We start from the raw sequence: 25,932 nt of genomic DNA on the forward strand, positions 1-25,932 counted from the left end.
GGCCGGCTTGCACCTTGGCTCGAAACCATGATCGGGCATGTGCAAGGCGACGCTGGCAGGAAGGCACGTTCCATGCGCGATCCGCGCTACGACATTTTGTTCGAGCCCGTGAAGATCGGTCCGGTGACCGCCAAGAACCGCTTCTACCAGGTTCCGCATTGCAATGGCGGCGGCTACCGCGACCCTTCGGCCGCAGCCGAGATGCGCCGCATCAAGTCGGAAGGCGGCTGGGGCGTCATCTTCACCGAGCAGACCGAGATGCACCATACTTCGGAGATCACGCCCTTCATCGAGCTCAGGCTGTGGGACGATGCCGATATCCCGGCACTGGCGAAGATGGCCAAGGCCATGCACCAGCATGGCGCGCTGGCCGGTATCCAGCTGGCCTATTCAGGCATCAACGGTCCCAACCTCTACACCAAGGAAGTGCCGCGCGGGCCGTCGGCCTTGCCGATCCGTACCTTCACCAACGATCCGGTTCAGGCGCGCGCCATGGACAAGCAAGATATACGCGACCTGCGCCGCTGGCACCGCAATGCATTCAAGCGTGCCAGGCTTGCGGGCTTCGACCTGGTCTGCCTCTACGGCGCGCATGGCTTCGGCATCATCCAGCACTTCCTGTCCACCGCCACCAACCAGCGCAGCGACGAATATGGCGGCTCGCTGGAAAACCGCTCGCGGTTGATGCGTGAGTTGATCGAAGAGGGCAGGGATGCCATCGGCGGCACTTGCGGCCTGACGCTGCGGCTGTCGCTGGACGAGATGATCGGCGAGCTTGGCTTCGCCAACTCCGAAGTGCGCGACATGATCGAGATGCACGCCGACCTGCCAGACCTCTGGGACCTGGCACATGGCGCCTGGGAGGATTGTTCGGGGCCGTCGCGGTTCAAGGAGGAGGGCGCGCAGGAGAGCCTGGTGTCCGGCATCAAGAAACTGACCTCGAAGCCGGTCGTCGGCGTCGGTCGCTTCACCTCGCCGGATGTGATGGTGAAGATGATCAAGTCCGGCACGCTGGATTTCATCGGCTGCGCGCGGCCATCGATCGCCGATCCCTTCCTGCCGAAGAAGGTGGAGGAGGGGCGAATCGAGGACATTCGCGAATGCATCGGCTGCAACATCTGCATCACCGGCGACATGACCATGTCGATCTCGCGCTGCACGCAGAACCCGACCTTCATGGAGGAATGGCGCAAGGGCTGGCATCCCGAACGCATGCAGGCCAAGGGCGATAGCGACAGCGTGCTGATCGTCGGCGCCGGCCCGGCCGGGCTGGAGGCGGCGCGTGCGCTCGGCCTGCGCGGCTATCAGGTGGCCATCGCCGAAGCCGGCACCGAGCTCGGCGGCCGCGTGGCGCGCGAATGCCGCTTGCCCGGTCTCTCGGCATGGGGACGCGTGCGCGACTACCGCCAGTACCAGATCAGCCAGATGTCCAATGTCGATGTCTATTTCGAAAGCCGATTGTCGGCGCAGGAGATACTGGACTTCGGCTTTCAGAACATTGCGCTTGCCACCGGCTCGACATGGCGCCGTGACGGCGTGGCGCGCGCGCATGTCGTGCCGATGCCGGCGGACCCGGCCATGCCGGTCTATACGCCGGACGATCTGATGGGCGGCAATGTGCCGACCGGCACTGTCGTGCTGTTCGATGACGATCACTATTACATGGGCGGCGTTTTGGCCGAGCTGATGGCGCGCCAGGGCGCGAAGGTGACGCTGGTGACGCCGTCCGCCTATGTGTCCGACTGGACCCGCAACACGCTGGAGCAGGGCGCCATCCACCGCCGGCTGGCCGAACTCGGCGTCGAGATCGTGTTGAACCGGATCGTGACGCGCATCGTACCGGGCGGTGTTGCCACGGCCTGCGCCTATACGGGCAGCCAATTTGACATCGCCGTGGACGCAGTAGTGCTGGTGACATCGCGCCAGCAGGACGATAGCGTCTGGCACGAGCTGAAGGCGCGGCGCGACGAGTGGGCCGACAGCGGCATCCGCTCGATCAAAATCATCGGCGATGCCGAGGCGCCGGGTCCGATCGCCTGGGCAACCTACGCCGGCCACCGCTTCGCGCGCGAGCTGGACGAAGCCGATATCGGCGACGCACTGCCCTTCCGCCGCGAGGTCACGGCGCTGGCGGCGGATTAGGCGCCTGCGGCGCGGTTAGCGAATCTCGGGTTGTTCAACCATACCGCATTGCACAATTCCTTCGCTTGGTCACAATGCAGGCATGGTTCGAACCGCACTCGCCGTCCTGGTGATCGACGAAAACCGCATCCGCGCCGCGATCATCGAGGCGGGGTTGCGCGAGGCCGGCCATGAGCGGGTCACCGTCATCCATGATGTGACCGGCATTGCGCGGCGGATCGCCGAGATCGAGCCCGATGTCATCGTCATCGATCTCGAAAACCCGAATCGCGACATGCTGGAAAACATGTTCCAGCTTTCGCGTGCCGTAAAACGGCCGATCGCCATGTTCGTCGACCGCTCGGACCAGGCCTCGATCGAGGCGGCGGTCGATGCCGGCGTTTCGGCCTATGTCGTCGACGGTCTGCGGCAAGAGCGCGTCAAACCCATTCTCGACATGGCGGTCAGCCGCTTCAACGCTTTTTCGCGCATGGCGCGCGAACTGGAAGAGGTTCGCGGCGAGCTCGAGAGCCGTAAGGTGATCGATCGTGCCAAGGGCATATTGATGAAGTCGCGCGGCCTCTCCGAAGAGGCCGCCTACACGCTGCTGCGCAAGACGGCGATGAACCAGAACCGCAAGATCGGCGACATCGCCCAGAGCCTGGTGACTGCCGCCGGGTTGCTGGGACCGGCGGAGGACGAATGAGCATGGACGCCGCGCACCAGATCACCGCTGGCTTCATGCCGCTTTTCGACAGCGCCGTGCTGGTCGCGGCCGGTGAGCTTGGCTTTGCCGCACGAGAAGGCATCGACCTCACCCTGCACCGCGAGACGTCCTGGGCTAACATCCGCGACCGCATCGCCATCGGTCACTTCCATCTGGCGCATATGCTGGGACCGATGCCGCTCGCCTGCAATCTCGGGCTGACGCCGCTCGCTTCGGAAACCATCGTGCCGTTCTCGCTCGGACTCGGAGGCAATTGCGTCACCGTCTCCAACACTGTGTGGGCCGGAATGGTGGCGCACAGCGCCGAAGCCGATCTCGACCCCGCGCGCGCCGGTGCGGCGCTGCGCGCGCTCATTCGCGAGCGCGCTGCGGCCGGTGGCGACCCGCTGCGCTTCGCCGTGGTGCATCCGCATTCCGGGCACAATTACGAATTGCGCTATTGGCTCGCCGCCTGCGGCATCGATCCGACGCGCGAAATCGAGATCGTCATCGTGCCGCCGCCCTTCATGGCCGATGCACTGGCCGCCGGCCGCATCGACGGCTACTGCGTAGGCGAACCCTGGAACAGTGCTGCGGTTGCCGCCGGCACCGGGCATATCGTCACCGTCAAGGCGCGGATATGGCGTAACAGCCCGGAGAAGGTGATCGGCGTGCGCAAGGCCTGGGCAGACGAAAACCCCGAGGCCTTGGCGGCGCTGCTGCGCGCGCTGCATCACTCGGCACGCTGGTGCCAGGATCCGGCCAACCATGGCGAATTGGCTGCCGTCATGGCGCAGGCCGGCTTTCTCGGCCTGCCGCCGGCCGTGCAGATGCCGATCCTGACCGGCCATCTCCGACTGGGCGGCGGCGCGGAGCGGAGCATCGACGACTTCTTCCTCCCCTTCGACAAGGCGGCGAACTTTCCGTGGAAGAGCCATGCGCTGTGGTTCTACACGCAGATGGTGCGTTGGGGGCATGTGGCGCATACGCCTGAAAACCTCGCCATCGCGCGGGATTGCTATCGTCCCGATCTCTATCGTTCGGCGCTGAAGCCGCTCGGCATCGCACTTCCCGGCGCCAATTCGAAGGTCGAGGGCGCGCTCCAAGTTGCAACCGCGGTCGGCGCGACAGGCGCCGGCCTTGTGCTCGGTCCGGACGGTTTCTTCGACGGCCAGATCTTCGATCCGGACGAGGTCGACGCGTACATTACCGGCCAGAAATCGGCTCGCGCGGAAGCCTGATCATTTCCGCGTCATTCTTGTGCATTGCACAAAAATTGTGCGCGCGATTGCCCGAATGAGCAATCTTTGACCTTCCGGCCATAGGACCCGGCGCGTCCGCGATCGGCGCTGGTTACTGATTTAATTGATCTTTTTCGCCTCTCTCAAAACTGGCACGGTTCCTGCTTTGAAATAGACAGGCCCTTCGCGGGTCACGGAACAGGCGCCCAATGGCGGGCGCCACAGGCAAAGCTGCCGCTCAGGTTAATACGCGCTCCCGGTCACCCGGACGCGAAGACCTGGCTGGCGGCTTTTTTGTTTTGATCAACACACAATCGACGACGCGGATCCCAAGCCGCGCCCAACCGGAGACGACGATGACGAAACGGATCAGGACTGGAACGACCCTCAAAGACATGACGCGCCGCGATTTTCTGGTCAGCAGTGCAATGACGGCCGGCCTGTTCGTGGCGGCCCGCAAGCTCTTCCCTTCCGGCGCCTATGCTGCGACCGCCACTCCGGAGGTCACCGGCGCCAAGCTCGGCTTCATTGCCCTCACCGATGCGGCACCGCTGATGATCGCCAAGGAGAAGGGGCTGTTCGCCAAGTTCGGCATGCCCGATGTCGAGGTGCTCAAGCAGGCCTCCTGGGGCGCGACGCGCGACAATCTGATGCTCGGCGGCGCCGCCAACGGCATCGACGGTGCCCATATTCTGACGCCGCTGCCTTACCTCATGCACACCGGCAAGGTGACACAGAACAACCAGCCGATGCCGATGGCGATCGTGGCGCGGCTCAACTACGACTGCCAAGGCATTTCGGTCGCCCAGGAATATGCCGGCACCGGCGTCGGCCTCGATGCCTCGAAGCTGAAAGACGCCTTTGCCGCCAAGAAGGCGGCCGGCAAGGAAATCAAGGCCGCCATGACCTTCCCGGGCGGCACCCATGATCTCTGGCTGCGCTACTGGCTGGCCGCCGGCGGCATCGATCCCGACAAGGACGTTTCGACCATCGTCGTGCCGCCGCCGCAGATGGTGGCCAACATGAAGGTTGGCAACATGGACGTGTTCTGCGTCGGCGAGCCGTGGAACGAGCAGCTCGTCCATCAGGGCGTCGGCTTCACCGCCGCCACGACGGGCGAATTGTGGAAGGGCCATCCGGAAAAGGCGCTCGGCCTGCGTGCCGAATTCATCGAGAAATACCCGAACGCCACCAAGGCGATCCTGATGGCCGTCATGGAAGCCCAGCAATGGTGCGAGGCCAGCGACAACAAGGACGAGATGGCCGCCATCATCGGCAAGCGGCAATGGATGAACGTGCCTGTCGCCGACATCATCGGCCGCCTCAAGGGCGACATCAACTACGGCAATGGCCGCGTCGCCAACGGCACCGATCTCTACATGAAGTTCTGGAAAGGTGGCGTCTCCTATCCGTTCAAGAGCCATGATGCGTGGTTCCTCGCCGAGAACATCCGCTGGGGCAAATTCGCGCCGACCACCGACATCAAGGCGCTGGTCGATCAGGTCAACCGCGAGGATCTGTGGCGCGAGGCGGCCAAGGATCTCGGCGTCGCGGCAGCCGACGTTCCGGCGTCGTCGTCGCGCGGCGTCGAGACCTTCTTCGACGGCAAGATCTTCGATCCGGCCAACCCGTCGGCCTATCTCGACAGCCTGAAGATCAAGGCATCGGCTTGAACCTCTGCGCAAACGGCGCATTGCGCCGTTTGTCGCTCGAATTATCTGCCCCACGGAGTTTTCCCCAGACATGTCGATCCAGACTATCGAGGACACCAAGGTGAAGGCCTTTCCTGCGAAGCCGGCGGAGGTCATCGCCTTCACCGCAAAGGCACGACGTCGCTTCGATCCGCTGGCGATTGCCGGCAAACTGGCGAGCGCGCTGCTACCGCCGATCGTAGTCATCGCCGTCATGCTGGTCGTCTGGCAGATCGCCTGTTCGTCGCCCACATCAAGCCTGCCGCCGCCGACCCAGGTGTGGAACGAGGCCTACGATTTGATCGCGCATCCGTTCTTCGACAATGGCCCGCAGGATATCGGCCTGGCATGGCGCGTGCTGATCTCGCTGCAGCGTGTCGCCATCGGTTTCGGCCTGGCGGCGGTGGTCGGCGTCGCGCTCGGCGCGCTGGTCGGCCAGTCGATCTGGGCGATGCGCGGCCTCGACCCGGTGTTCCAGATCCTGCGCACGGTGCCGCCGCTGGCCTGGCTGCCGCTGTCGCTGGCGGCGTTCCGCGATTCCAGCCCGTCGGCGATCTTCGTCATCTTCATCACGTCGATCTGGCCAATCATCATCAACACCGCCGTCGGCGTGCGCAACATCCCCGAGGATTACCGCAACGTCTCGCGCATCCTGCGGCTCAACCAGTTCGAATTCTTCGTCAAGATCATGGTACCGGCCGCCGCGCCCTACATCTTCACCGGCCTGAGGATCGGCATCGGCCTGTCCTGGCTCGCCATCGTCGCCGCCGAAATGCTGACCGGCGGCGTCGGCATCGGCTTCTTCATCTGGGACGCGTGGAACTCGTCGCGGCTGCCCGACATCATCGTGGCGCTCGCCTATATCGGCGTCACCGGCTTCTGCCTCGACCGTCTGGTCGCGGCGGTCGGCGCCTTCGTCACCCGCGGCACAACGGCAAAGTGAGGAGAGGGCGATGACGGCCTATCTGAAGCTCGACCATATCGACAAATCCTTCTCGCGTGGTGCCCAGGTCAGCGAGGTGTTGAAGGACATCAGGCTGACCATCGACAAGGGCGAATTCGTCTCCATCATCGGCCATTCCGGCTGCGGCAAGTCGACCCTGCTCAATCTGATCGCCGGGCTGACCAAGGTGTCCGCCGGCGCCGTGCTGCTCGAGGACAAAGAGGTCGACAGCCCCGGTCCCGAACGCGCCGTGGTGTTCCAGAACCACTCGCTGCTGCCGTGGCTGACCGTCTATGAAAACATCAACCTGGCGGTGTCGAAGGTTTTCGGTCGCTCGAAAAGCAAGGCCGAGCGGCATGACTGGATCATGCGCAATCTCGACCTCGTGCAGATGGCGCATGCCAAGGACAAGCGCCCGGCCGAGATATCGGGCGGCATGAAGCAGCGCGTCGGCATCGCCCGGGCGCTGGCCATGGAGCCGAAGATCCTGCTGCTCGACGAGCCGTTCGGCGCGCTCGACGCGCTGACGCGCGCGCATCTGCAGGACGCGGTGATGGACATCCATTCCAGGCTCGGCTCGACGACGATCATGATCACCCATGATGTCGACGAGGCGGTGCTGCTGTCCGACCGCATCGTCATGATGACCAATGGCCCGGCGGCAACCATCGGCGAAGTGCTTGCCGTGCCGCTGGCGCGGCCGCGCCGGCGCGTCGAACTCTCTTCCGACCGGACCTTCCTGCGCTGCCGCGAGGCGGTGCTGAAGTTCCTCTACGAACGCCACCGCTTCGTCGAAGCCGCGGAGTAGCACCATGAGCGAAAGACTTGTCATCATCGGCAATGGCATGGCCCCGGGGCGCATGCTGGAGCACCTGCTGGAACAGGCTCCGGGCCGCTACACCGTCACCATCTTCAACGCCGAGCCGCGCGTTAATTACGACCGCATCATGCTGTCGCCGGTGCTGTCGGGCGAGAAAGCCTATGAGGAGATCATCATCCACGGCGACGGCTGGTACATCGCCAACAACATCACCCTCTACAAGGGCCACAAGATCGTCGCCATCGACCGAGCGGCGAAGACCGTCACCTCCGATCATGGCGTCACCGAACCCTATGACAAGCTCGTCATCGCCACCGGCTCGGTGCCGTTCATCATTCCGGTGCCCGGCCATGACCTGCCGGGCGTGCTGACCTATCGCGATCTCGACGACGTGCAGGCGATGATGCTTGCCGCCCAGTCGCGGGCCAAGGCGGTGGTCATCGGCGGCGGCCTGCTCGGGCTGGAGGCGGCAGCAGGGCTGAACGCGCAAGGCATGGACGTCACCGTGCTGCATGTCATGCCGACGCTGATGGAGCGCCAGCTCGATCCCGCGGCCGGCTATCTCTTGCAGCGTGCGGTGGAACAGCGCGGCATCAAGGTCATCACCAAGGCCAACACACAGGCGATCACAGGCAACGGCAAGGTCGGGCAGGTGGAGCTCGCTGACGGCACCATTATCCCAGCAACGCTTGTGGTGATGGCCGTCGGCATCAGGCCGAATTCGGCGCTGGCGAAACAGGCCGGCATCGCCGTCAACAGGGGCATCGTCGTCGACGCCGGCATGCGCAGCAACGATCCCGACATCTACGCGCTCGGCGAATGTGCCGAGGTCAACGGCCAAGTCTACGGCCTCGTCGCACCGCTCTACGAGATGGCGCGCGTGACCGCCAGCCAGCTTGCCGGCGACGCGGCGGCGGCCTTCGTCCATATGGACACGCCGACCAAGCTCAAGGTCACCGGCATCGAGCTGTTCTCGCTCGGCGACTTCGCCGAGGGCGAGGATCGCCAGGAGATCGTGCTGCGCGACGCCGCCGCAGGCGTCTACAAGCGCCTGGTGCTGAAGGATGACCGCATCATCGGCACCGTGCTCTATGGCGAGACGGCTGACGGCGCCTGGTTCAACGACCTCAAGAAGAAGCAGACCGACATTTCCGAAATGCGCGACACGCTCATCTTCGGCCAGTCCTACCAGGGGGGTGCCCCGCTGGACCCTATGGCGGCCGTTGCAGCCTTGCCGGATGATGCGGAAATCTGCGGCTGCAACGGCGTTTGCAAGGGAAAGATCACCGGCGCGATCACGGCCAAGGGCCTGACCTCGCTTGACGACGTGCGCGCCCACACCAAGGCGTCGGCCTCCTGCGGCTCCTGCACCGGGCTGGTTGAAAAGCTGATGGTGCTGACCCTCGGCGACACGTACAACCCCGCCGCCGTGCAGCCGATGTGCTCCTGCACCACCCTCGGCCATGACGAGGTGCGCCGGCTGATCAAGGCCAAGAGCCTGAAGACCATTCCCGCCGTCATGCAGGAACTGGAATGGACGACCTCCTGCGGCTGCGCCAAATGCCGGCCGGCGCTCAACTACTACCTCGTCTGCGACTGGCCGGATGACTACGCCGACGATTACCAGTCGCGCTTCATCAACGAGCGCGTCCACGCCAACATCCAGAAGGATGGGACCTATTCGGTGGTGCCGCGCATGTGGGGTGGGGTGACCAATGCCGCCGAACTGCGCGCCATCGCCGACGTCGTCGACAAGTTCGAAATTCCGATGGTCAAGGTCACCGGCGGCCAGCGCATCGACATGCTCGGCATCCGCAAGGAGGACCTGCCGGCAGTGTGGGCCGATCTCGGTCAGGCCGGCTTCGTCTCCGGCCACGCCTATGCCAAGGGGTTGCGCACGGTGAAGACCTGCGTCGGCTCAGACTGGTGCCGGTTCGGCACGCAGGATTCTACGGGCTTCGGCGTCCGCATCGAAAAATTCATGTGGGGCTCGTGGACGCCGGCCAAGGTCAAGATGGCGGTGTCGGGCTGTCCGCGCAACTGCGCCGAGGCGACCTGCAAGGATGTCGGCGTGATCTGCGTCGACAGTGGTTATGAGATCCATTTTGCCGGGGCGGCCGGCCTCGACATCAAGGGCACCGAGGTGCTCGGCCTGGTCAGGACCGAGGACGAGGCGCTGGAGCATATCGTGGCGCTGACGCAGATGTATCGCGAGCAGGGCCGCTATCTCGAGCGCATCTACAAATGGGCCAAGCGCATCGGCATCCCCGAGATCAAGCGTCAGATCATGGACGATGGCGACAAGCGCAAGGCCTATTACGACCGTTTCGTCTTCAGCCAGAAATTCGCCCAGGTCGACCCGTGGTCGGAACGCGTTTCCGGCAAGGACAAGCACGAATTCCGGCCGATGGCCTCGGTCGGGTTTGCGCAGGCGGCGGAGTGAGCGTGTTCCCGAAAAGTGGAAACCGGTTTTCGGTCAAGAACACGCGCAAAGAGGAAATCTAGATGAACTGGGTAGCAATCGGCTCCATCTCCGACATCCCTCGCCGCGGCGCGCGCTGCGTCGCAACGCCCGAGGGAAAAATCGCCGTATTCCGCACCCTGGACGATCAGGTCTATGCCATCGACGACCATTGCCCGCACAGAGGCGGACCGCTCAGCCAGGGCATCGTGCACGGTGCGGCGGTGACCTGTCCCTTGCACAATTGGGTGATTTCGTTGGAGACGGGCAAGGCGCTCGGCGCCGACGAGGGCGCGGTGCGCACCATTCCGGTGCGGGTCGAAGGCGAGCGTCTGTTCATTGCGCTGGAAGCGCTGGCCAGCCGCGCGGCCTGAACCCATGGAGATCGACGAAGCGCGCGAGGTGAGGACCACCTGCCCCTATTGCGGGGTGGGCTGCGGCGTGCTGGCGAAGGCCACCGCGGACGGGCAGGTGTCCGTCCGCGGCGACCCCGACCACCCGGCCAATTTCGGCCGGCTCTGCTCCAAGGGCTCGGCACTCGCCGAGACCATCGACCTCGACGGCAGGCTGCTGCATCCGGAGGTCCACGGCCGCCGCGCCGGCTGGGACGAGGCGCTCGACCTTGTCGCCTCGACCTTCTCGCAAACCATCGCCGAGCATGGCCCGGATGCGGTCGCCTTCTATGTTTCGGGCCAGTTGCTGACCGAGGACTATTACGTCGCCAACAAGCTGATGAAGGGTTTTGTCGGCTCGGCCAACATCGACACCAATTCGCGCCTGTGCATGGCCTCCTCGGTCGCCGGCCACCGCCGCGCTTTCGGCTCCGACACCGTGCCGGGAACCTATGAGGATCTGGAATTGGCCGACCTGATCGTGCTGGTCGGCTCCAATCTCGCCTGGTGCCATCCGGTGCTCTACCAGCGCATCGCGGCTGCCCGGGAAAAGCGGCCGGAGATGAAGATCGTCCTGGTCGATCCGCGGCGCACCATGACCGCTGACATCGCCGACATGCATCTGGCGATCGCGCCGGATGGCGACGTCGCTTTGTTCACCGGGCTGCTCGCTTATCTCGGCCAGCACAATGCGCTCGACCGCGCCTACATCACGACGCACACGACCGGCTTCGGGCAAGCGCTTTTCGCGGCCTCCGCGCTCGACCTGGCCGGCGTCGCTGCCGGCACGGGCCTGAGCGAGGACGAGCTTGGCCGTTTCTACAGCCTGTTTGCGGCAACGGCGAAAACGGTGACGGTTTACAGCCAGGGTGTGAACCAGTCGTCATCCGGCACCGACAAGGTCAACGCCATCATCAACTGCCATCTCGCCACCGGCCGCATCGGCAAACCCGGAGCAGGGCCGTTTTCGGTGACCGGCCAGCCCAACGCCATGGGCGGCCGCGAGGTCGGCGGCATGGCCAACATGCTCGCCGCGCATATGGAAATCGAAAACCCCGACCATCGCGACCGCGTGCAGCGCTTCTGGAACGCGCCGGCCATTGCCGGAAAGCCCGGCCTGAAGGCAGTCGAGATGTTCCAGGCGCTGGCCGACGGGCGGATCAAGGCGCTGTGGATCATGGCCACCAACCCGGTCGATTCGATGCCGGACGCCGATGCCGTCGAGGCGGCGATCAAGGCGTGCCCGTTCGTGGTGGTGTCGGACGTGCTGGCCCAGACCGACACCGTCCGCCACGCCCATGTCCGGCTGCCCGCCGCCGCCTGGGGCGAGAAGGATGGCACCGTCACCAATTCAGAGCGCCGTGTGTCGCGCCAGCGCGCGTTTTTGCCCGTGCCCGGCGAGGCAAGGCCCGACTGGCGGATTGTCGCTGAGGTCGGCAAGCGGATGGGGTTTGGCGAGGCGTTTTCCTATGCGACGCCAGGGGAGGTGTTTGCCGAGCATGCCGCGCTGTCAGGATTCGAGAATGATGGCGCGCGGGATTTCGATATTGGTGCTTATGCCGGGGTTGATGCGGAGGAGTATGAGGCGCTGGAGCCGTTCCAATGGCCGGCGCCGAGCCCAGCCACCCCCCTCTGGCCTGCCGGCCATCTCCCCCGCAAGGGGGGAGATCGGCTGCCACCACGGCCTTCGCCAATTACAAACAATGCAGGAGATATGCGAGCATCAAAGCTGCCAATCTCCCTCCTTGCGGGGGAGATGTCCGGCAGGACAGAGGGGGGTGCTCAAGCTCGACATCAGTCGGACGAGCATCTTCGGGCCGGGCAGAGGCTGGAAGGTAACACCACCCGCTTCTTCGCCGACGGCAATTTCTACACGCCCGACCGCAAAGCGCGCTTCATCGCCATCCGCCCCACCACGGAAGTCCGCACCAGCCCGGACTATCCGCTGATCCTCAATACCGGCCGTATCCGCGACCATTGGCACACCATGACGCGAACCGGCAAAAGCCCGCGTTTGTCGCAGCACATCGCCGAGCCCTTCGTAGAAATCCACCCGGCGGATGCGCAGCGCTTCGGCATCGGCGACGCCGACATCGCGCGGGTTTCCAGCCCGCGCGGCGACGTGCTGGTGCGCGCGCTGGTGACGGCGCGCCAGCGCCAGGGCAGCCTGTTTGCGCCGATGCACTGGACCGATCAGTTTGCGGCAAGGGGCCGGCTCGACACGCTGACCGCGCCGCTGACCGATCCCATTTCCGGCCAGCCGGCGCTGAAACATGTCGCCGCCCGCATCGAGAAATTCGCCGCAAAGGCCTTTGGCTTTGCGGTGACGCGGCGCAGGCCTGAGCCTGATACCGCGGCCTACTGGGCCGTGGCCAAATGCAAGGGCGGCTGGCGGGTCGAGCTTGCCTTTGCCGAAGACGACATCGATTGGGCTGGCTTTGCCGGGTCACTGTTCGGCGTGTCACCGGGTGCGGAAATGCTCGCCTATCATGACCGCGACGCCGGCCAGCATCGCATCGCCGCCTTCGACGGCGATCAACTGTCAGCCGCCTTGTTCGTCGCACCCGGCCCGGTCGCCGTGTCGCGCGGCTGGGCGGCGGAACAGTTGAGTGCCGATCATGTCGACCGGCGCGGCAGGTTGGCGATCGTAGCCGGACGACCGGGCGGGATCGACGTCGACCGCGGCGCCATCGTCTGCTCCTGTTTCGGCGTCGGCGCCAACCAGATCGCGGAAGCGGTGCGCGGCGGCTGCGGCAGCGTTGCGGCGATCGGCACGGCCCTGCATGCCGGCACGAATTGCGGCTCCTGCCGCGCCGAGATCAGGGTCATCATCGACGCGCAGAGTCTTCAAGCAGCCGAGTGATTGTCCCGACCAAAGGGGCCTGCGCGACGGCGCTGGTTGGGCTATGGTGGCGCAAGCGTGCCACGTCGTGCACGAATCGTCTTCAGTCAGGGTCATCCGATGGCAAATCCCCCGCGTCGACCGACAAATCCGATGACGGCCGCCGAGGCGGCTTTCAAGCCGGTGAAGAAGCCGGCCGCGCCGGTTCGTGAGCCCTCCGCCGCTCCAGGCGTCAGGGAGCTTGTTTCGATCCGGATCGATCGCGCCGTGCTGGACCACTTCCAGGAGGATGGGCCGGGCTGGCAGGACCGCATCAACGACGCCTTGCGGCAGGCGATAGAAGGCAAGCCTGTTGTTGCCGAGGATGATCGTTCAGACGACGAGTAGCGGCTGTTCCAGTCAGCTCACGCCTCGAAGTGCAGGATATAGAGCTTGCGCGTCTTCTCGTGGATCGTCCATTCGCCTTTCCAGCCTTTCGGCAGCACCAGCATTTCGCCCGGACCGACGTCCTCGCTGCGGCCATCGGGACCATGCAGCGAGACCCGACCTGACACGATGTGGCAGGTTTCGGAATTGCTCTCGCGCGATGCGGTGAAGCGGCCCGGCGTGCACTCCCAGACGCCGACTTCCAGTGTGCCGTCAGGCGAGGTCCACAGCGTCTTCGCTGCTTCGAGCTGATCGCCGCTGATCGAGGTCGGCTTGGGCTCAGGCTCGCCGAGGTCGATGGAAGCGAGATGGGCGAAGGTCTGGAAGTCGGTCATGGCGGTCTCTCAATGTCCTGTGATGCGGTCGGCGATTGCGGCCAGTTTCGACGTATGCTGGAGGCCGGCTTCCTCGCGCTCGTCGGCGACGCGATAGAGCTGATACATCGAGTGGACGCCGAGCCAGCGCATCGGCTCGGGCTCCCATTTGCTCACCTGGCGGTTGACCCAGGGCAGGCGGGTCAGTTCGGTGTCGCGGCGCAGGATAAGGTCGCGCAGCGTGCGGCCCGAAAGGTTGGAACTTGAGACGCCGAGCCCGACATAGCCGCCGGCCCAGCCGATGCCGGTTTCAGGGTCGAGGCCTGATGTCGTGCACCAGTCGCGCGGCACGCCCAGAACGCCGCACCAGGCGTGGTCGATGCGAAGCCCGGCTGTCTGCGGCAGAAGCCGGGTGAGGATCGCGTGCAGGCTTTCGATCGTGGCCTGCTGCGTCTGGCCGCGCACATCCGTTTGCGAGCCGTAACGATAGGGCACGCCGCGCCCGCCCATGGTGATGCGGCCTTCCCGGGTGCGCTGCGCATAGCAATAGGCGTGCGCGGCGTCACCGAGAAGCTCATGGCCCTCCCAGCCGATCTCGTCCCATAGCGATTGCGGCAGCGGCTCGGTGATGATCTGCGCGCTGTTGAGCGGCAGCCAGAGCCGCTCATTGCCTGATATGCCGGCCGTGAACCCTTCCGTGGCGCGGATGATGATCGGCGCGCGCACGGTGCCGCGGTTCGTCGTGACCTTGCCCTTCTCGATGCCGGTCACGGTGGTCTGCTCGTAGATCGGCACGCCAAGCCGCTCGACGGCTTCGGAGAGCCCACGCACCAGCTTGGCCGGCTGCACGCGCGCGGTGCCGTGGTGGACATAGCCGCCAAGCACATTTTTGATGTTGATGCGGGCCTTGGCCTCTGCCTGGCCAATCAGGCTGACGCGGTCCTGCGGCACGCTCCAGCCGATCGCATCGGCATAGGCGGCCTTGATCCGTTCGAGCTGCGGCGGGTTGGTGGCGACCGTCAGATTGTCGACGCGGCGGATGTCGGCATCGATGCCTTCGGCCTCGGTCACCGCGATCACTTCGTCGACCGTGCCATGCATGGCGGTTTCCATGTCGATGACGGCGCCGCGCGTCGAGGTCCGCAGATATTTCTCGCGCGACCAGCTGAAGCCGCCGGACAGCCAGCCGCCATTGCGGCCCGACGCGCCGAAGCCGGCGAACTCCCTTTCGACGATGGCGATGCGGATCGAAGGATCGGCCTTCTTCAGATAGTAAGCTGTCCACAAGCCGGTGTAGCCGGCGCCGACGATGCAGACATCGGCTTCGAGGTCACCCGGGAGCGGCGCGCGATAGGCCGGCAGCCCGATGTCGGCATACCAGAACGAGACGTTGCCGTTGACTTTGGCGTCCATGTCTAAAAATCCTGCGGGGAAAAGAGCGATCAGGTCATCGTCATGTCGGCGCGATCGTCGTCGGCAAGAAGTTTTGCATCGACTACCGACCAGCGCAGATCGACCGTGTCACCAATCGAGAACGGTGTGGCTTCCAGCGACGAGCGCACGATGGCGACCGAGCCATCGCGAAGCGTCACCTGGTATTTCGAACCCGACCCCAGATAGATCGCCTCGCTGACCTCACCGGTGAGGCTGTTCTGCCCGGCGGCGGGAGGCGTGTTGGTGCCGGCAAGCGAGAGCTTTTCCGGCCGCAGCAGGACCACCGGTTTGCCTCCGCCGGCAAGCTTGCCGTTGGCCACGATCTTCTGGCCGGCGATCGTCAGGCTGGTCTCGTTTCCTGACGTCTGGGCGGTGCCACGCAAACTGGTCGATTCGCCGATGAACTTGGCCACGAACAAGGTCGTCGGCTCGTCATAGAGCTGGCGGCCGGTTCCGACCTGTTCGATGCGCCCCTGGTTGAACACGGCGATGCGGTCGGACAGAACCAGCGCTTCTTCCTGGTCGTGCGTCACATAGACGAAGGTGGTGCCGAGTTCGCGGTGGATGCGCTTGATCTCCAGCTGCAGCCATTCGCGCAGTTTCTTGTCGAGCGCGCCGAGCGGTTCGTCCATCAACAGCAGCGGCGGATCGAAGACGATGGCGCGCGCCAGCGCCACGCGCTGCTGCTGGCCGCCGGAAAGCTCTGAGGGATAGCGATGCGCGAAATCGGCCATCTTGACCATGTCCAGCGCTCGCACGACGAGACGGTCGCGCGCCTGCTTGTCCATGCCGCGCAAGGTGAGGGGATAGGCGACGTTCTTGCCGACGGTCATGTGCGGAAACAGCGCGTAGTGCTGGAACACGACGCCGATGTTGCGCTTGTGCGCCGGCAGGGCGACGATGCTGTTGCCGCCGACGGCAAGATCGCCTGCGGTGAGGTCGGTGAAGCCCGCAACGACGTTGAGCGTGGTCGTCTTGCCCGAGCCGCTAGGCCCCAGCAGCGTCATGAACTCGCCGGGCTCGATATGCAGGCTGACATCGTCGAGCGCGGTGAAATTGCCGTAGCGCTTGGTTGCGCCCTTGATGTCGATGGCCGCGCCACGTTCCCTCGCAGTCATCTCAACTCCTCGTCGATTTCGAGCTGATGATCAGCCCGGCGCTGATGATCAGCGTCGTGGCAATGAAGATGATGGTTCCGACGGCCGTCACCGTCGGGTCGGCGTCGCGGGTGATGCTGGTGAAGATCTGCACCGGCAAGGTCTTGAGGTAGGGACTGGTGATGAACAGCGCGACGATGATTTCATCGAAGGAGGTGACGAAGGCAAACAAAAGCCCGGACAGGATACCGGGCGCGATCAGCGGCAAGGTCACGGTGCGGAATGTGGTGAAGCGGTTGGCGCCGAGGCTGGCCGCCGCCGTTTCCAGCCGCACGTCGAAGACTTCGAGGCTTGCCGATACGGCGATGATGACGAAGGGGATCGCCAGCATCGTGTGCGCGATGACGAAGCCGGTGGTGGTGCCGACAAGCTGGTAGTCGAGGTAAACGGCATAGATGCCGATCGCCAGCACCACGCCGGGCACGATCATCGGCGTGATCAGGATGGCGCGCAGCAGGCCGGCGCCGGAATGTTTCATGCGGCTGAGGCCAAGCGACGCCAGCGTGCCGATCAGCGTGGCGGCAACGGCGACGAGGCCCGCGACCCTGAGCGAATTGAAGAAGCTCGACAGCCAATCGGGATTGGTGAAGAAATTCGCGTACCACTGCCAGGAGAAGCCGGACGGCGGGAAAGCGAGCGACTTCTTCTCGTTGAACGACATCGGGATGATGACCAGCGTCGGCATCACCAGCCAGACGGCGACCAGCAGGCAGAACAGGCCGAGCAGAATGCGGAACGGCGTTTGTCTCATGATCTGGACGCCTGCTTGTGGCGCTGGCGCATCAGCGGTGCGGCGAGCGCCAGCAGCACGAAGGTCGCGACCAGCAGGACGACGCCCATGGCGCCGCCTCGGCCCCAGTTGAGCAGGCTGAGCACCTGGCTCTGCACCAGCGTCGACAGCATGGTGCTGCGCGGGCCGCCGAGCAGGGCCGGCGTGATGTAGAAGCCGAGCGACAGGATGAAGACGATGATGGCGCCGGCGAAGACGCCGGGCAGCGACAACGGCAGATAGATTTCCAGGAAGGCGCGTGCCGGGCGCGCACCAAGGCTGCGCGCCGCCTGCACGAGGCGCAAATCGATGCCGCGCATGACCGAATAGAGCGGCAGGATCATGAACGGCAGCAACACCTGCGCCATGCCGATGACGACTCCGGTCTGCGTGCGGATCAGCTTCACGCCGTCAAAGCCGAGCAGCCTGATCACCGAATTGATGATGCCGGAATCTTGCAGCAGGATGACCCAGGCCAAGGTGCGCACCACGCCGCTGACCCAGAACGGCACCAAAACGCACAAGATGAGGACGAGTCGCAGGCGCGGCTCGACGGCCGTCATGAGATAGGCGTAGGGGTAGGCCGCGATGACGCAGACGATGGTGACCCAGGCGGCGATGGAAAAGGTGCGCCACAGGACGGTGACGTTCACCGGCGTGGAGAAGAACCAGACGTAGTTCTGCAGGCCCCAGGCCGGGTCCGAAAAACTGCGCAGCGTGACGGTCAGCAAGGGATAGCCCATAGCCGCGATAAGCAGGAGCAGGGCCGGCATCGCCAGCAGGGACGGATAGGCGGCAAGGCGCAGGCGCCGCTGCGGCCCCTGCACGGCACCTGACGGCCGGGAATGATCACCCCCGGCCGTCGGCGTATGCGATGTCTGGCTCACGCCGTCACCTCAGTGATAGCCGGCTCAGTTGCCGGCCATCAGCGCCGTCCACTTGTCGGACGCGGCGGCGAAATTGGCGACCCAGAACTTGATGTTCTGCTGGTAGCCGAGCTTCGCGTGGTCCGGCGTGTTGGTCAGGAAGGCGGCGACGGATGCGTCGACCTTGGGCTGCGCCTCGTTGTTGATCGGCGAGTAGGACGTCTGCTCGGTCAGGATCTCCTGCGACTTCTTGCCGAGATAGGCGTTGATCAGCGCGTAGGAGGCATCGGTGTCCTTGGCGCCGACCGGGATGGTCAGCTGATCCATGACGACCAGCCAGTCCTTCCACACCGGCGTATAGGCAGCGCCATTCTTGACCGCCGTCATGGCGCGGCCAGTCCACATGATGATCATGTCGGCCTCGCCGGATTCGGCAAGCTGCTGGGATTCTGCGCCGGTCTTCCAGAAGATGGTGTCGGGGCCGATCGCCTTGATCTTGGCGATGCCCTTGTCGATATCGGCAGGCGTCATGGCGTCGACCTTGCCGCCGTCGGCCAGGATGGCCTGTTCGATCAGGCCGCCGAGCGGGCTGCCACTGCCGTCGATGGCACGGGTGCCGGGGAATTTCGCGGTGTCGAAGAAATCCTTCCAGTCCTTTGGCGGATTGTCCTTGTACGTGTCGTTCTTGTACATCAGGACCATGCCGTAGTTCATCGCCGGCACGCTGCATTCGCCGACCTGTCCGGGCGGGATGTGCGAGATGTCGAGCTTGGTCAGATCGAGTTTCTGGAACAGTTTTCCGCAATGCACGAAGGGCGGAAAATCGTCTGTGTCGACGACATCCCAGGTCACATTGCCTGATTCGACCTGCGCCTGAAGCTTGGCGATTTCGGTCGGTCCGTCGTTCAAAAGCTTGACGCCGCTCTTGTCGACGAATTCCTTGAGCGCGGCAACCTGGCCGTCCTGGTAGATGCCGCCATAGGAGACGAAGGTCAGCGTCTTGCCCTTCAACGAGCCGTCGACCACGGTTCCGGCCGGCGGCGCGTTCTGCGCGTGAGCGGCGGCTGCGAGCAAGGCCAGTGCGGCGGCGCCGACAAATCCGGCCAATCTTGATCTGCTTCCCATTTTCTAACCCTCCGATGGCTCGCTGTTTGATTTTGGCAGGCCGGGCGCGAGCGTTTTCCGGGCTACATATTGATCGAGGTCGACAGCGCCGCTTGTCGGCGGCGCGATGATCCACAGCACCTCGGCCACCGCATCGCCGACATTGATCGTCCGGTGCGGCGTCGAGGTCGAATATTCGATGCTGTCGCCCTCTTCGAGGGTGAAGCTCTCGTCGCCGAGCGTCAGTTGCACGCGTCCGCGCAGCACGAGGAACATCTCGCTCGCGTTGCCATGCGTATAGGGCACGTCGCCGGTGGAGCCGCCGACGGCGAACTCGCCGCAATAGACTTCCATCTCGCGGATCGGCCGGCGCGACAGCAGCGTCTTGCGGTAGCCTTCGCTGGTCGGCAGCGCCGGCCGCTCGGCGCGTGTCAGCACCGCGTGCGGCGACACTTCGCAGTCGTCGAAAAGATCGGCGAGGCTGATGCCGAGCGCATTGGCGATCAGCATCAATGTGCTGGTGTTGGCGCCGGAAAGGCCGCGCTCGAGCTGGCTCAGGAAGCTGGCGGTGGTGCCGATCATGCCGCCGAGCTGGCGCAGCGTCAGGCGCCGCGTGGTGCGATAGGCCTTGATGCGATCGCCCAATACCGTCGAGCGGCGCGCTTCGGCGCTGGTTGCGGCATTGTCATTGAGTGCGTGATCCGCAGCGATTTTCATGGCGATCTCAGGGTTCACTTAACATGCTATTAAGTGAGGCGTCCTGGCAAGTAGATTCGCTTGGTCACCTGAAAATCATCGATGGACCTGCAGAGGGTGCATGATCGGCAGACCGGCAACGCCGGTTCGGCTCGATCACTGGATCATGAAGCGCGAACTGAACGGCAGGCTTGCCGCGCCGACGGCCTTCGGGCTGATGCTGACCCGCGCGGGCAGCGCTTCGATGCCGGGGAATTCCCGGCCGATGTCGTCGCACAAGGCCTCGGCGATCTTTTGCGGCGCATAGCTGGACAGGACGACCGAACTGAACTCGACAAACTGGGTCAGCGCGGAGATCGACGCTTTCAGGCGGTCGGAACACTCGCCCAGCCATGCGCTGTAGGCCTCGCCCAGGTCAGGCCACTCAGGGCTGCTGCTCCAGATGATTTCGGACGGGCGCCCGCGCATGGCCAGTTCGCTCTCCAGGCGCATCAGGCCATGATCGAAGCTGGCGCTGGAGTTTCCCTTGTAGATCTGGTGGTTGAGGATGAGCCTGCTCTGCAGCCGTGCTCCCAGATAGAAGAACAGATAGTCGTTGAGCGGCTTTGCGACGCCGAACATGCTCTCGCCGCCAGCTGCCGCGGTGATGTCGTTCTGCACGAAAACCGGCAGCTTGATCTGTTCCTCGATCTCCCCCTGCAAGGCTTTCAGCGAGGTGCTCGATCCGTTGCGGGTTGCAGCCATCGTGTCGACATCGTCGGGAACGGCCAGGCCGATGCCGGCAACCCGGCTGCGCGCCTCGACCGGCAGGCTGGTCATGGCTTGCCTGATCGCGCCGAACAGATCGCCGCTTTGCGGAAAGGGATTGGCTTCATCCGCCGGCAATTGCGTGTGGAAGCGCACGGTGCCGATGAAATCGATGAGTGCGATGTCGATCCGGCGTCGGCTGAAGCCGACGCCAACCGCATAGGCGCCCTCCGGGTTGAGCGAAAGCGGGATGGTGGGCGGCCCGACGCGGCCGCGCTGCGCCTCGCCTTGCGAGACCAGGCCTTCCTGCTCGAGCGAGCGGACGATAACCGATGCCGTCTGCGCCGAGAGGCCGGTTTTTTCGCCGATTTCCATCCGCGAAATGCCTTCGTTCTGAAGCAGCAGCGACAGCACCAGCCGCTCATTGTAGCTGCGGACGCTCAACGCATTCAGCCCGCTCGCGCGATCGGCGATGCGCAATGGATTGGGTGGTGCGAACCTCATGTCAGGCAAGGGTCGCCCCGTCGGTTGGAGCTCGTTGCCCGGTGGCTTTAGTGTTGCTCATGTCGAGCGGCTCCAGCCGATGGCATCGACCGCGCGGGCAAGTGCGGTGCCCAGCAATCTGTGCGCCTCGGCATCGATGTGAAAGCCGTCCGCTTCGCTGCACGACACCACCGAGCCGGCATCGAAAAAGTGGAGTTCGAGCGAGTCCGCCAGAACCTCGAACTCGAGCGCGAGCAGGCGCGATTTCTCCGGCGCACCGGCGAAGATGGACTTCCATTCCTTGACGTCGTCCTGCATCGGCGGCGGCGCCACGATCATGATCTCGGGCGTCGAGCCGCCTGGCCCAGGCGCCAGCTCCTTGATGTCATAGACGAGGCAGCCGATCCCCATCGCCACTTCCGACGGCGGCTTGTTGAAGCGGATCTTCAGGTCGTTGGTGCCGAGCATGATGATGACGAGGTCGAGCGTCGCATGGCTCTGCAGGCAGGGGCGAAGATAGGTTCTGCCGTTTTTGTGGGCGCCCTCGATCGGGTCGTCGTGGACGGTGGTGCGGCCGCTCAATCCTTCCTCGATGACATACCAGTCGGGGCCTAGCTGAGAACGCAATATTCCCGGCCAGCGTTCACCCGGCCCATAGCGCTCGAGCGGCCCCCTGCCGGGGATCTGGCCGTGCGTGTTGGAGTCGCCGTAGCACAAGACTGATCGCATGTTTTTCCCGCCGGGACTGACAGCGCGCCGAAGCCGGCGAGCGCCATTCATGATGGATAGCGGAGCGGTGAAAGGCAAGCAAGGGAATAGTCATTCAACATGACTAACTATTGACAGGGCGAATCCGCTGTGCTTCTAAAGTGCCGGAGGAGTTCTCAACCGTCACCATCGTCCAGCCCGGGTTGGGCCTCGACACGCATGTGTTCGGGGACGGGAGAATCGCGTGCATCGGTCGGTTTGCGACGACGAGCATGCATCGGGAGAGCGTCTCGCGGCAGTACACATTCGTACGGCCGGCCATACGAATTCGTAGGCCGGGACAACCACAAGGAGGAGAGTTGAATGTTAGGATTGCTGAAAACCGTCGGCCTGGGGATGCTAGTTGCGTCCACGCTTGCCGTGACGTCCCTGGCGCATGCGGAAGACATCAAGCTGATGGACGGCGTCGCGCCGCGCCCCGACGACACGCGCATGACCGCGGCCGGTGCGTTCAAGAAGGACCCGCCCTGGGTCATCGGAATGAGCGACTTCGGCGTCAACGCAAACACGTGGACGGTACAGGTGGCGCATGAGGCGGAGAATGCCGCGGCCAAGGACAAGCGCATCTCGAAATTCATCCTGCTCGATGCCGGCTTCGACCAGAAGAAGCAGGTGGCGGATATCGAGGACCTGATTGCGCAGCATGTCGACGCGATCATCGTGCAGCCGGTGACCAGCACATCGGCGAATGCCAGCATCGCCAAGGCGGTCGCCGCCGGCATTCCCGTCATTCTCCACACCGGTCGCATCGATTCCGACGCCTACACCACCGAAATCCAGGGCGGCGCCGAGCATTTCGGCAAGGTGATGGGCGACTGGCTGGTCAAGACCGTCGGCGACAACGGCAAGATCTGGGTCCTGCGTGGCCTGGCCGGACATCCGGAAGACACCAACCGCTACAACGGACTCCTGGAGTCGCTCAAGGGCACGCATGTGCAGATCATCGCCGAGGAGCATGGTGACTGGCAGTACGACAAGGCCAAGAAGCTGTGCGAGACGCTTTATCTGAACAACCCACAGGTTGACGGCATCTGGTCGTCCGGCGCTGACATGACGCGCGCCTGCGTCGATGTCTTCAAGCAGTTCGGCACGCCCGTTCCGCCGATTTCGGGCGAGGGCAACAATGGCTATTTCGGCCAGTGGATCACGGACGGGTTCAAGTCGATCTCGCCGGAATACAGCCCCGCCCAAGGTGCGGCCGGCGTGCGCGCCGCTGTTGCCCTTCTGGAAGGCAAGCAGCTCTACAAACGCTATGTCTATAATCCCGACGGATGGGACCAGGACAAGGCCAAAAAATACTATCGCGACGACCTGACCGCCAATGTCTGGTGGCCGAGCGAACTGCCCGAGGACAAGCTCAAGGAATATTACGGCAAGAAGTGACGGCGCCGTGGCTGGCGGGGAGTGGACAAGCATTCCCCGCAGGCCGTTCCATGTGTTGAATTTGGTTCGTTCGAGGGTTTCGTGACCAATCTTATCGAGATGTCCCACATTTCGAAGGCATTCGGAGGGAGCAAGGCGCTCCATTCCGTTTCCCTCGATCTCAAGGCGGGCAGCGTCCACGCCCTGATGGGCGAGAACGGCGCCGGCAAATCGACGTTGATGAAGATCCTGGCGGGCGTGCATCAGCCCGATTCCGGCGAGATCTTCATGAACGGGGAGAAGCTCGATCTGAAATCGCCGCGCGCCGCACTCGATGCCGGCATTTCGACCGTTTTCCAGGAGCATTCGCTGCTGCCCAATCTGTCGATCGCCGAAAACATGTTTCTGGGCCGGGAGCCGACGACCCGGTTCGGCTCGATCGATTATCGGGCGATGAAAAGCCAGACCGCCAAGGCGCTTGGCGAACTCGGCCTCACGCTCGACCCGTCGCAACTCGTTTCCAACCTGACCATAGCCGAGCGGCAATTCGTCGAGATCGCGCATTGCATCCAGGCGGACGCCAGCGTGCTTATCCTCGACGAGCCGACGGCTGCTCTCAACGCGGCCGATGTCGATGTGCTCAACCGCAACATCCGCCGGCTGCGCGATAAGGGAAAAGCCATCGTCTACATCTCGCATCGCATGGAGGAGATCTTCGAGCTGTGCGACACGGTGACGGTGCTGAAGGACGGCGCACTGGTCGGCACCAGGATGGTGTCCGAGATCACCACCGACGACCTCATCGCCATGATGGTCGGACGCGAACTCCAGGACCTTTTTCCCGATCGCACGGGCGATAAGGGTGATGAGATCCTGCGAGTCGAGAACCTCAGAATCACCGACACATCGCGGCCGCTGTCGCTGTCTTTGCACAAGGGTGAGATCGTAGCCCTGGCCGGACTGGAGGGGCAGGGCCAGCAGCGCTTCCTGAGATCGCTGATCGGCCGCTATCATCCCTCCGCCGGGACGATTTCCGTCAACGGCAAAGCGCTGAAAATGCCGCTCCCGGCATCATCAGGCGTTCGCCATTTGCAGCAGCTGAGGGTCGGCTTCGTTCCCGAGGACCGCAAGGAGGAGGGGCTCTTCCTCGCTTTGCCGATCGCCCACAACATCGCCATCGGATTGCATTCGAGGCGATTCGAACTCGCGCCGGCGCAGCCGTATCGAAACGTCATCGCCCGCATGATGGAGGTCATGAACATAAAGGCGGCAGGGCCGTCCGCGCCGGTCGGCTCCCTGTCGGGCGGCAACCAGCAAAAGGTTCTCCTCGGCCGCTACCTGGCCGCCGATCTCGATCTTCTGCTGGTCGAGGAGCCGACCCGCGGCGTCGACATCGGCGCCAAGTCCGAGATCTACCACCTGCTGCGCGACTTTACCGCCAAGGGCGGCGCCGTGCTGGTGCTGTCGCGCGAGACGATCGAGTTGATCGGGCTCTGCGATCGCATCTACGTCGTCCACGACGACACCATCGTTGCCGAAATGCCGGCGGCGCAGGCGACGGAACACAAGATCCTCGACGCGGCCCTGAAGGGCGGCTCCGCGCGCCAGCACTAGGGGGGCTGCCATGGTTCGCTCGCTGTTCAACATCCTGAGTGGCCGGAACACGCGGCAAGGCCTGTGGGGCCTGCCACTGCTGGTCGCCTTGTTCATTTCGCTGTGGCTGACCGTCGAGACGACACAATTTGCCACGGCCGAAAACCTCTTCAACCTGGTGGCCCAGGCAATGCCGCTGATCATCGCGGCCATCGGACAGTTGGTGGTCGTGCTCATCGGCGGGCTCGATCTGTCGGTCGGCTCCGTCATCAGCTTCACCACGGCGGTGCTGGCGCTCGATCAGCCGGCTGTCGTGCTGATCCCGGCGGTCTTCGTGCTGGCGGCACTCATCGGGCTGATCAACGGCCTGGCGATCACCCGTTTCAACGTCCATCCGATCATCGCGACGCTGTCGACGCAGTACATCGTGCTCGGCATCACGCGCATCCTGCGTCCTGTGTCCGGCGGTACGGTGCCGGAGATCGTCATCGATGCCGTCTCAAGCAGTTTCCTCGGCGTTCCCTATCCGGTTTTCTGGGGCATCGTCGTGATCCTGGCAGCGTGGAAACTGCTCTACGGATCGCGATACGGGCTGCATCTGTTTGCGATTGGCGGCGGCATTGCTTCGGGCGCTGAAAGTGCTGCCCGCAATTTCGGCGTCTCCGACCGTCGCAACATCATCCTCGCCTATGTGGTCTGTTCCTGTTTCGCGGCCGTTGCCGGTGTCTTCCTGGCCGGGCGCATCGTGTCGGGCGATCCGAATGTCGGGCTGCTTTTCGAACTCGACACCGTCACCGCCGTCGCCCTTGGAGGCACCCAGCTCTCCGGCAGCATAGGCAGCCTGCACGGCACGGTGATCGGCGCGCTGGTCATGGCGCTGCTGGCCAATGGCATGAACCTCGCCAACGTCTCCCCCTTTGTCCAGACCGCGATCAAGGGCGGCATCCTGCTGGCGGTGGTCGGGCTGCAATCCCGCAAGAAGATGGGGCTCTAAAA

Annotated in this window: 22 protein-coding genes; 13 read left to right on the forward strand and 9 right to left on the reverse strand. The window is 64.2% G+C overall.

Features of this window, described 5'->3' with window-relative positions:
• Window positions 1-72: 72 nt before the first annotated feature.
• From NKH06_RS02755 to NKH06_RS02800, 10 genes are all read left to right on the forward strand, one after another.
• Window positions 73-2,142 carry an oxidoreductase gene (locus NKH06_RS02755; protein WP_023809421.1) on the forward strand — a complete coding sequence of 690 codons (2,070 nt, stop codon included), beginning with the start codon at window positions 73-75 and terminating at the stop codon, window positions 2,140-2,142.
• A gap of 82 nt (window positions 2,143-2,224) precedes the next feature.
• Complete coding sequence (locus NKH06_RS02760; protein ID WP_013530455.1) at window positions 2,225-2,827, forward strand: ANTAR domain-containing response regulator; 603 nt, start codon at window positions 2,225-2,227, stop codon at window positions 2,825-2,827.
• Between the two features lie 2 nt (window positions 2,828-2,829).
• Window positions 2,830-4,068: a CmpA/NrtA family ABC transporter substrate-binding protein gene (locus NKH06_RS02765; RefSeq protein WP_031212563.1), complete on the forward strand. Its 1,239-nt coding sequence runs from the start codon at window positions 2,830-2,832 to the stop codon at window positions 4,066-4,068.
• 356 nt (window positions 4,069-4,424) lie between these two features.
• Complete coding sequence (locus tag NKH06_RS02770) at window positions 4,425-5,741, forward strand: CmpA/NrtA family ABC transporter substrate-binding protein (RefSeq protein ID WP_023809419.1); 1,317 nt, start codon at window positions 4,425-4,427, stop codon at window positions 5,739-5,741.
• A 70-nt stretch (window positions 5,742-5,811) separates the two neighbouring features.
• Window positions 5,812-6,702, forward strand: a complete 891-nt coding sequence (gene ntrB, locus NKH06_RS02775) for a nitrate ABC transporter permease (protein ID WP_023809418.1) — start codon at window positions 5,812-5,814, stop codon at window positions 6,700-6,702.
• Between the two features lie 10 nt (window positions 6,703-6,712).
• A complete protein-coding gene (locus NKH06_RS02780) occupies window positions 6,713-7,510 on the forward strand; it encodes an ABC transporter ATP-binding protein (RefSeq protein WP_023809417.1) in 798 nt (265 codons plus the stop codon).
• 4 nt (window positions 7,511-7,514) lie between these two features.
• Window positions 7,515-9,965: a nitrite reductase large subunit NirB gene (gene nirB, locus NKH06_RS02785; RefSeq protein ID WP_023809416.1), complete on the forward strand. Its 2,451-nt coding sequence runs from the start codon at window positions 7,515-7,517 to the stop codon at window positions 9,963-9,965.
• A 62-nt stretch (window positions 9,966-10,027) separates the two neighbouring features.
• A complete protein-coding gene (gene nirD / locus NKH06_RS02790; RefSeq protein WP_023809415.1) occupies window positions 10,028-10,357 on the forward strand; it encodes a nitrite reductase small subunit NirD in 330 nt (109 codons plus the stop codon).
• A 4-nt stretch (window positions 10,358-10,361) separates the two neighbouring features.
• The gene (locus NKH06_RS02795; RefSeq protein ID WP_023809414.1) at window positions 10,362-13,238 is read left to right on the forward strand and encodes a nitrate reductase; all 2,877 of its coding nucleotides are present in this window, start codon (window positions 10,362-10,364) and stop codon (window positions 13,236-13,238) included.
• Window positions 13,239-13,337: 99 nt separating this feature from the next.
• Entirely contained in the window at window positions 13,338-13,604 is a 267-nt protein-coding gene (locus NKH06_RS02800) for a BrnA antitoxin family protein (protein WP_023809413.1), read from the forward strand.
• 17 nt (window positions 13,605-13,621) lie between these two features.
• On the opposite strand, the gene NKH06_RS02805 is transcribed toward NKH06_RS02800, so the two are convergent.
• The 9 genes from NKH06_RS02805 to NKH06_RS02845 form a co-directional block, all read right to left on the reverse strand.
• Window positions 13,622-13,978 carry a cupin domain-containing protein gene (locus NKH06_RS02805; protein ID WP_023809412.1) on the reverse strand — a complete coding sequence of 119 codons (357 nt, stop codon included), beginning with the start codon at window positions 13,976-13,978 and terminating at the stop codon, window positions 13,622-13,624.
• 9 nt (window positions 13,979-13,987) lie between these two features.
• Entirely contained in the window at window positions 13,988-15,370 is a 1,383-nt protein-coding gene (locus NKH06_RS02810) for an NAD(P)/FAD-dependent oxidoreductase (protein ID WP_023809411.1), read from the reverse strand.
• Between the two features lie 29 nt (window positions 15,371-15,399).
• Window positions 15,400-16,509 (reverse strand): ABC transporter ATP-binding protein, encoded by a 1,110-nt coding sequence (locus NKH06_RS02815; RefSeq protein WP_023809410.1) that lies wholly within the window; start codon window positions 16,507-16,509, stop codon window positions 15,400-15,402.
• A gap of 1 nt (window position 16,510) precedes the next feature.
• Window positions 16,511-17,299 (reverse strand): ABC transporter permease, encoded by a 789-nt coding sequence (locus NKH06_RS02820; protein ID WP_023809409.1) that lies wholly within the window; start codon window positions 17,297-17,299, stop codon window positions 16,511-16,513.
• Window positions 17,296-18,204 (reverse strand): ABC transporter permease, encoded by a 909-nt coding sequence (locus tag NKH06_RS02825; protein ID WP_023809408.1) that lies wholly within the window; start codon window positions 18,202-18,204, stop codon window positions 17,296-17,298. Before NKH06_RS02825 ends, NKH06_RS02820 begins: the two co-directional genes overlap by 4 nt.
• A 24-nt stretch (window positions 18,205-18,228) precedes the next feature.
• Window positions 18,229-19,308 (reverse strand): extracellular solute-binding protein, encoded by a 1,080-nt coding sequence (locus tag NKH06_RS02830; protein WP_023809407.1) that lies wholly within the window; start codon window positions 19,306-19,308, stop codon window positions 18,229-18,231.
• A gap of 3 nt (window positions 19,309-19,311) precedes the next feature.
• Window positions 19,312-20,004, reverse strand: a complete 693-nt coding sequence (locus tag NKH06_RS02835; protein WP_023809406.1) for a helix-turn-helix domain-containing protein — start codon at window positions 20,002-20,004, stop codon at window positions 19,312-19,314.
• A 135-nt stretch (window positions 20,005-20,139) separates the two neighbouring features.
• Window positions 20,140-21,234, reverse strand: coding sequence for an ROK family transcriptional regulator (locus NKH06_RS02840; protein WP_023809405.1), 1,095 nt, complete (start codon window positions 21,232-21,234; stop codon window positions 20,140-20,142).
• 57 nt (window positions 21,235-21,291) lie between these two features.
• Window positions 21,292-21,942, reverse strand: coding sequence for an SGNH/GDSL hydrolase family protein (locus NKH06_RS02845; RefSeq protein WP_023809404.1), 651 nt, complete (start codon window positions 21,940-21,942; stop codon window positions 21,292-21,294).
• A gap of 342 nt (window positions 21,943-22,284) precedes the next feature.
• On the opposite strand from NKH06_RS02845, the gene NKH06_RS02850 reads away from it, so the two are divergent.
• From NKH06_RS02850 to NKH06_RS02860, 3 genes are all read left to right on the forward strand, one after another.
• Entirely contained in the window at window positions 22,285-23,364 is a 1,080-nt protein-coding gene (locus NKH06_RS02850) for a substrate-binding domain-containing protein (protein ID WP_023809403.1), read from the forward strand.
• A gap of 81 nt (window positions 23,365-23,445) precedes the next feature.
• Entirely contained in the window at window positions 23,446-24,957 is a 1,512-nt protein-coding gene (locus NKH06_RS02855; protein WP_352892136.1) for a sugar ABC transporter ATP-binding protein, read from the forward strand.
• A gap of 10 nt (window positions 24,958-24,967) precedes the next feature.
• Entirely contained in the window at window positions 24,968-25,930 is a 963-nt protein-coding gene (locus tag NKH06_RS02860; RefSeq protein ID WP_352892137.1) for an ABC transporter permease, read from the forward strand.
• The last annotated feature ends 2 nt before the right edge of the window (window positions 25,931-25,932 follow it).

It is taken from the genome of Mesorhizobium sp. M1342, from assembly GCF_040317955.1.
Taxonomy (GTDB): domain Bacteria; phylum Pseudomonadota; class Alphaproteobacteria; order Rhizobiales; family Rhizobiaceae; genus Mesorhizobium.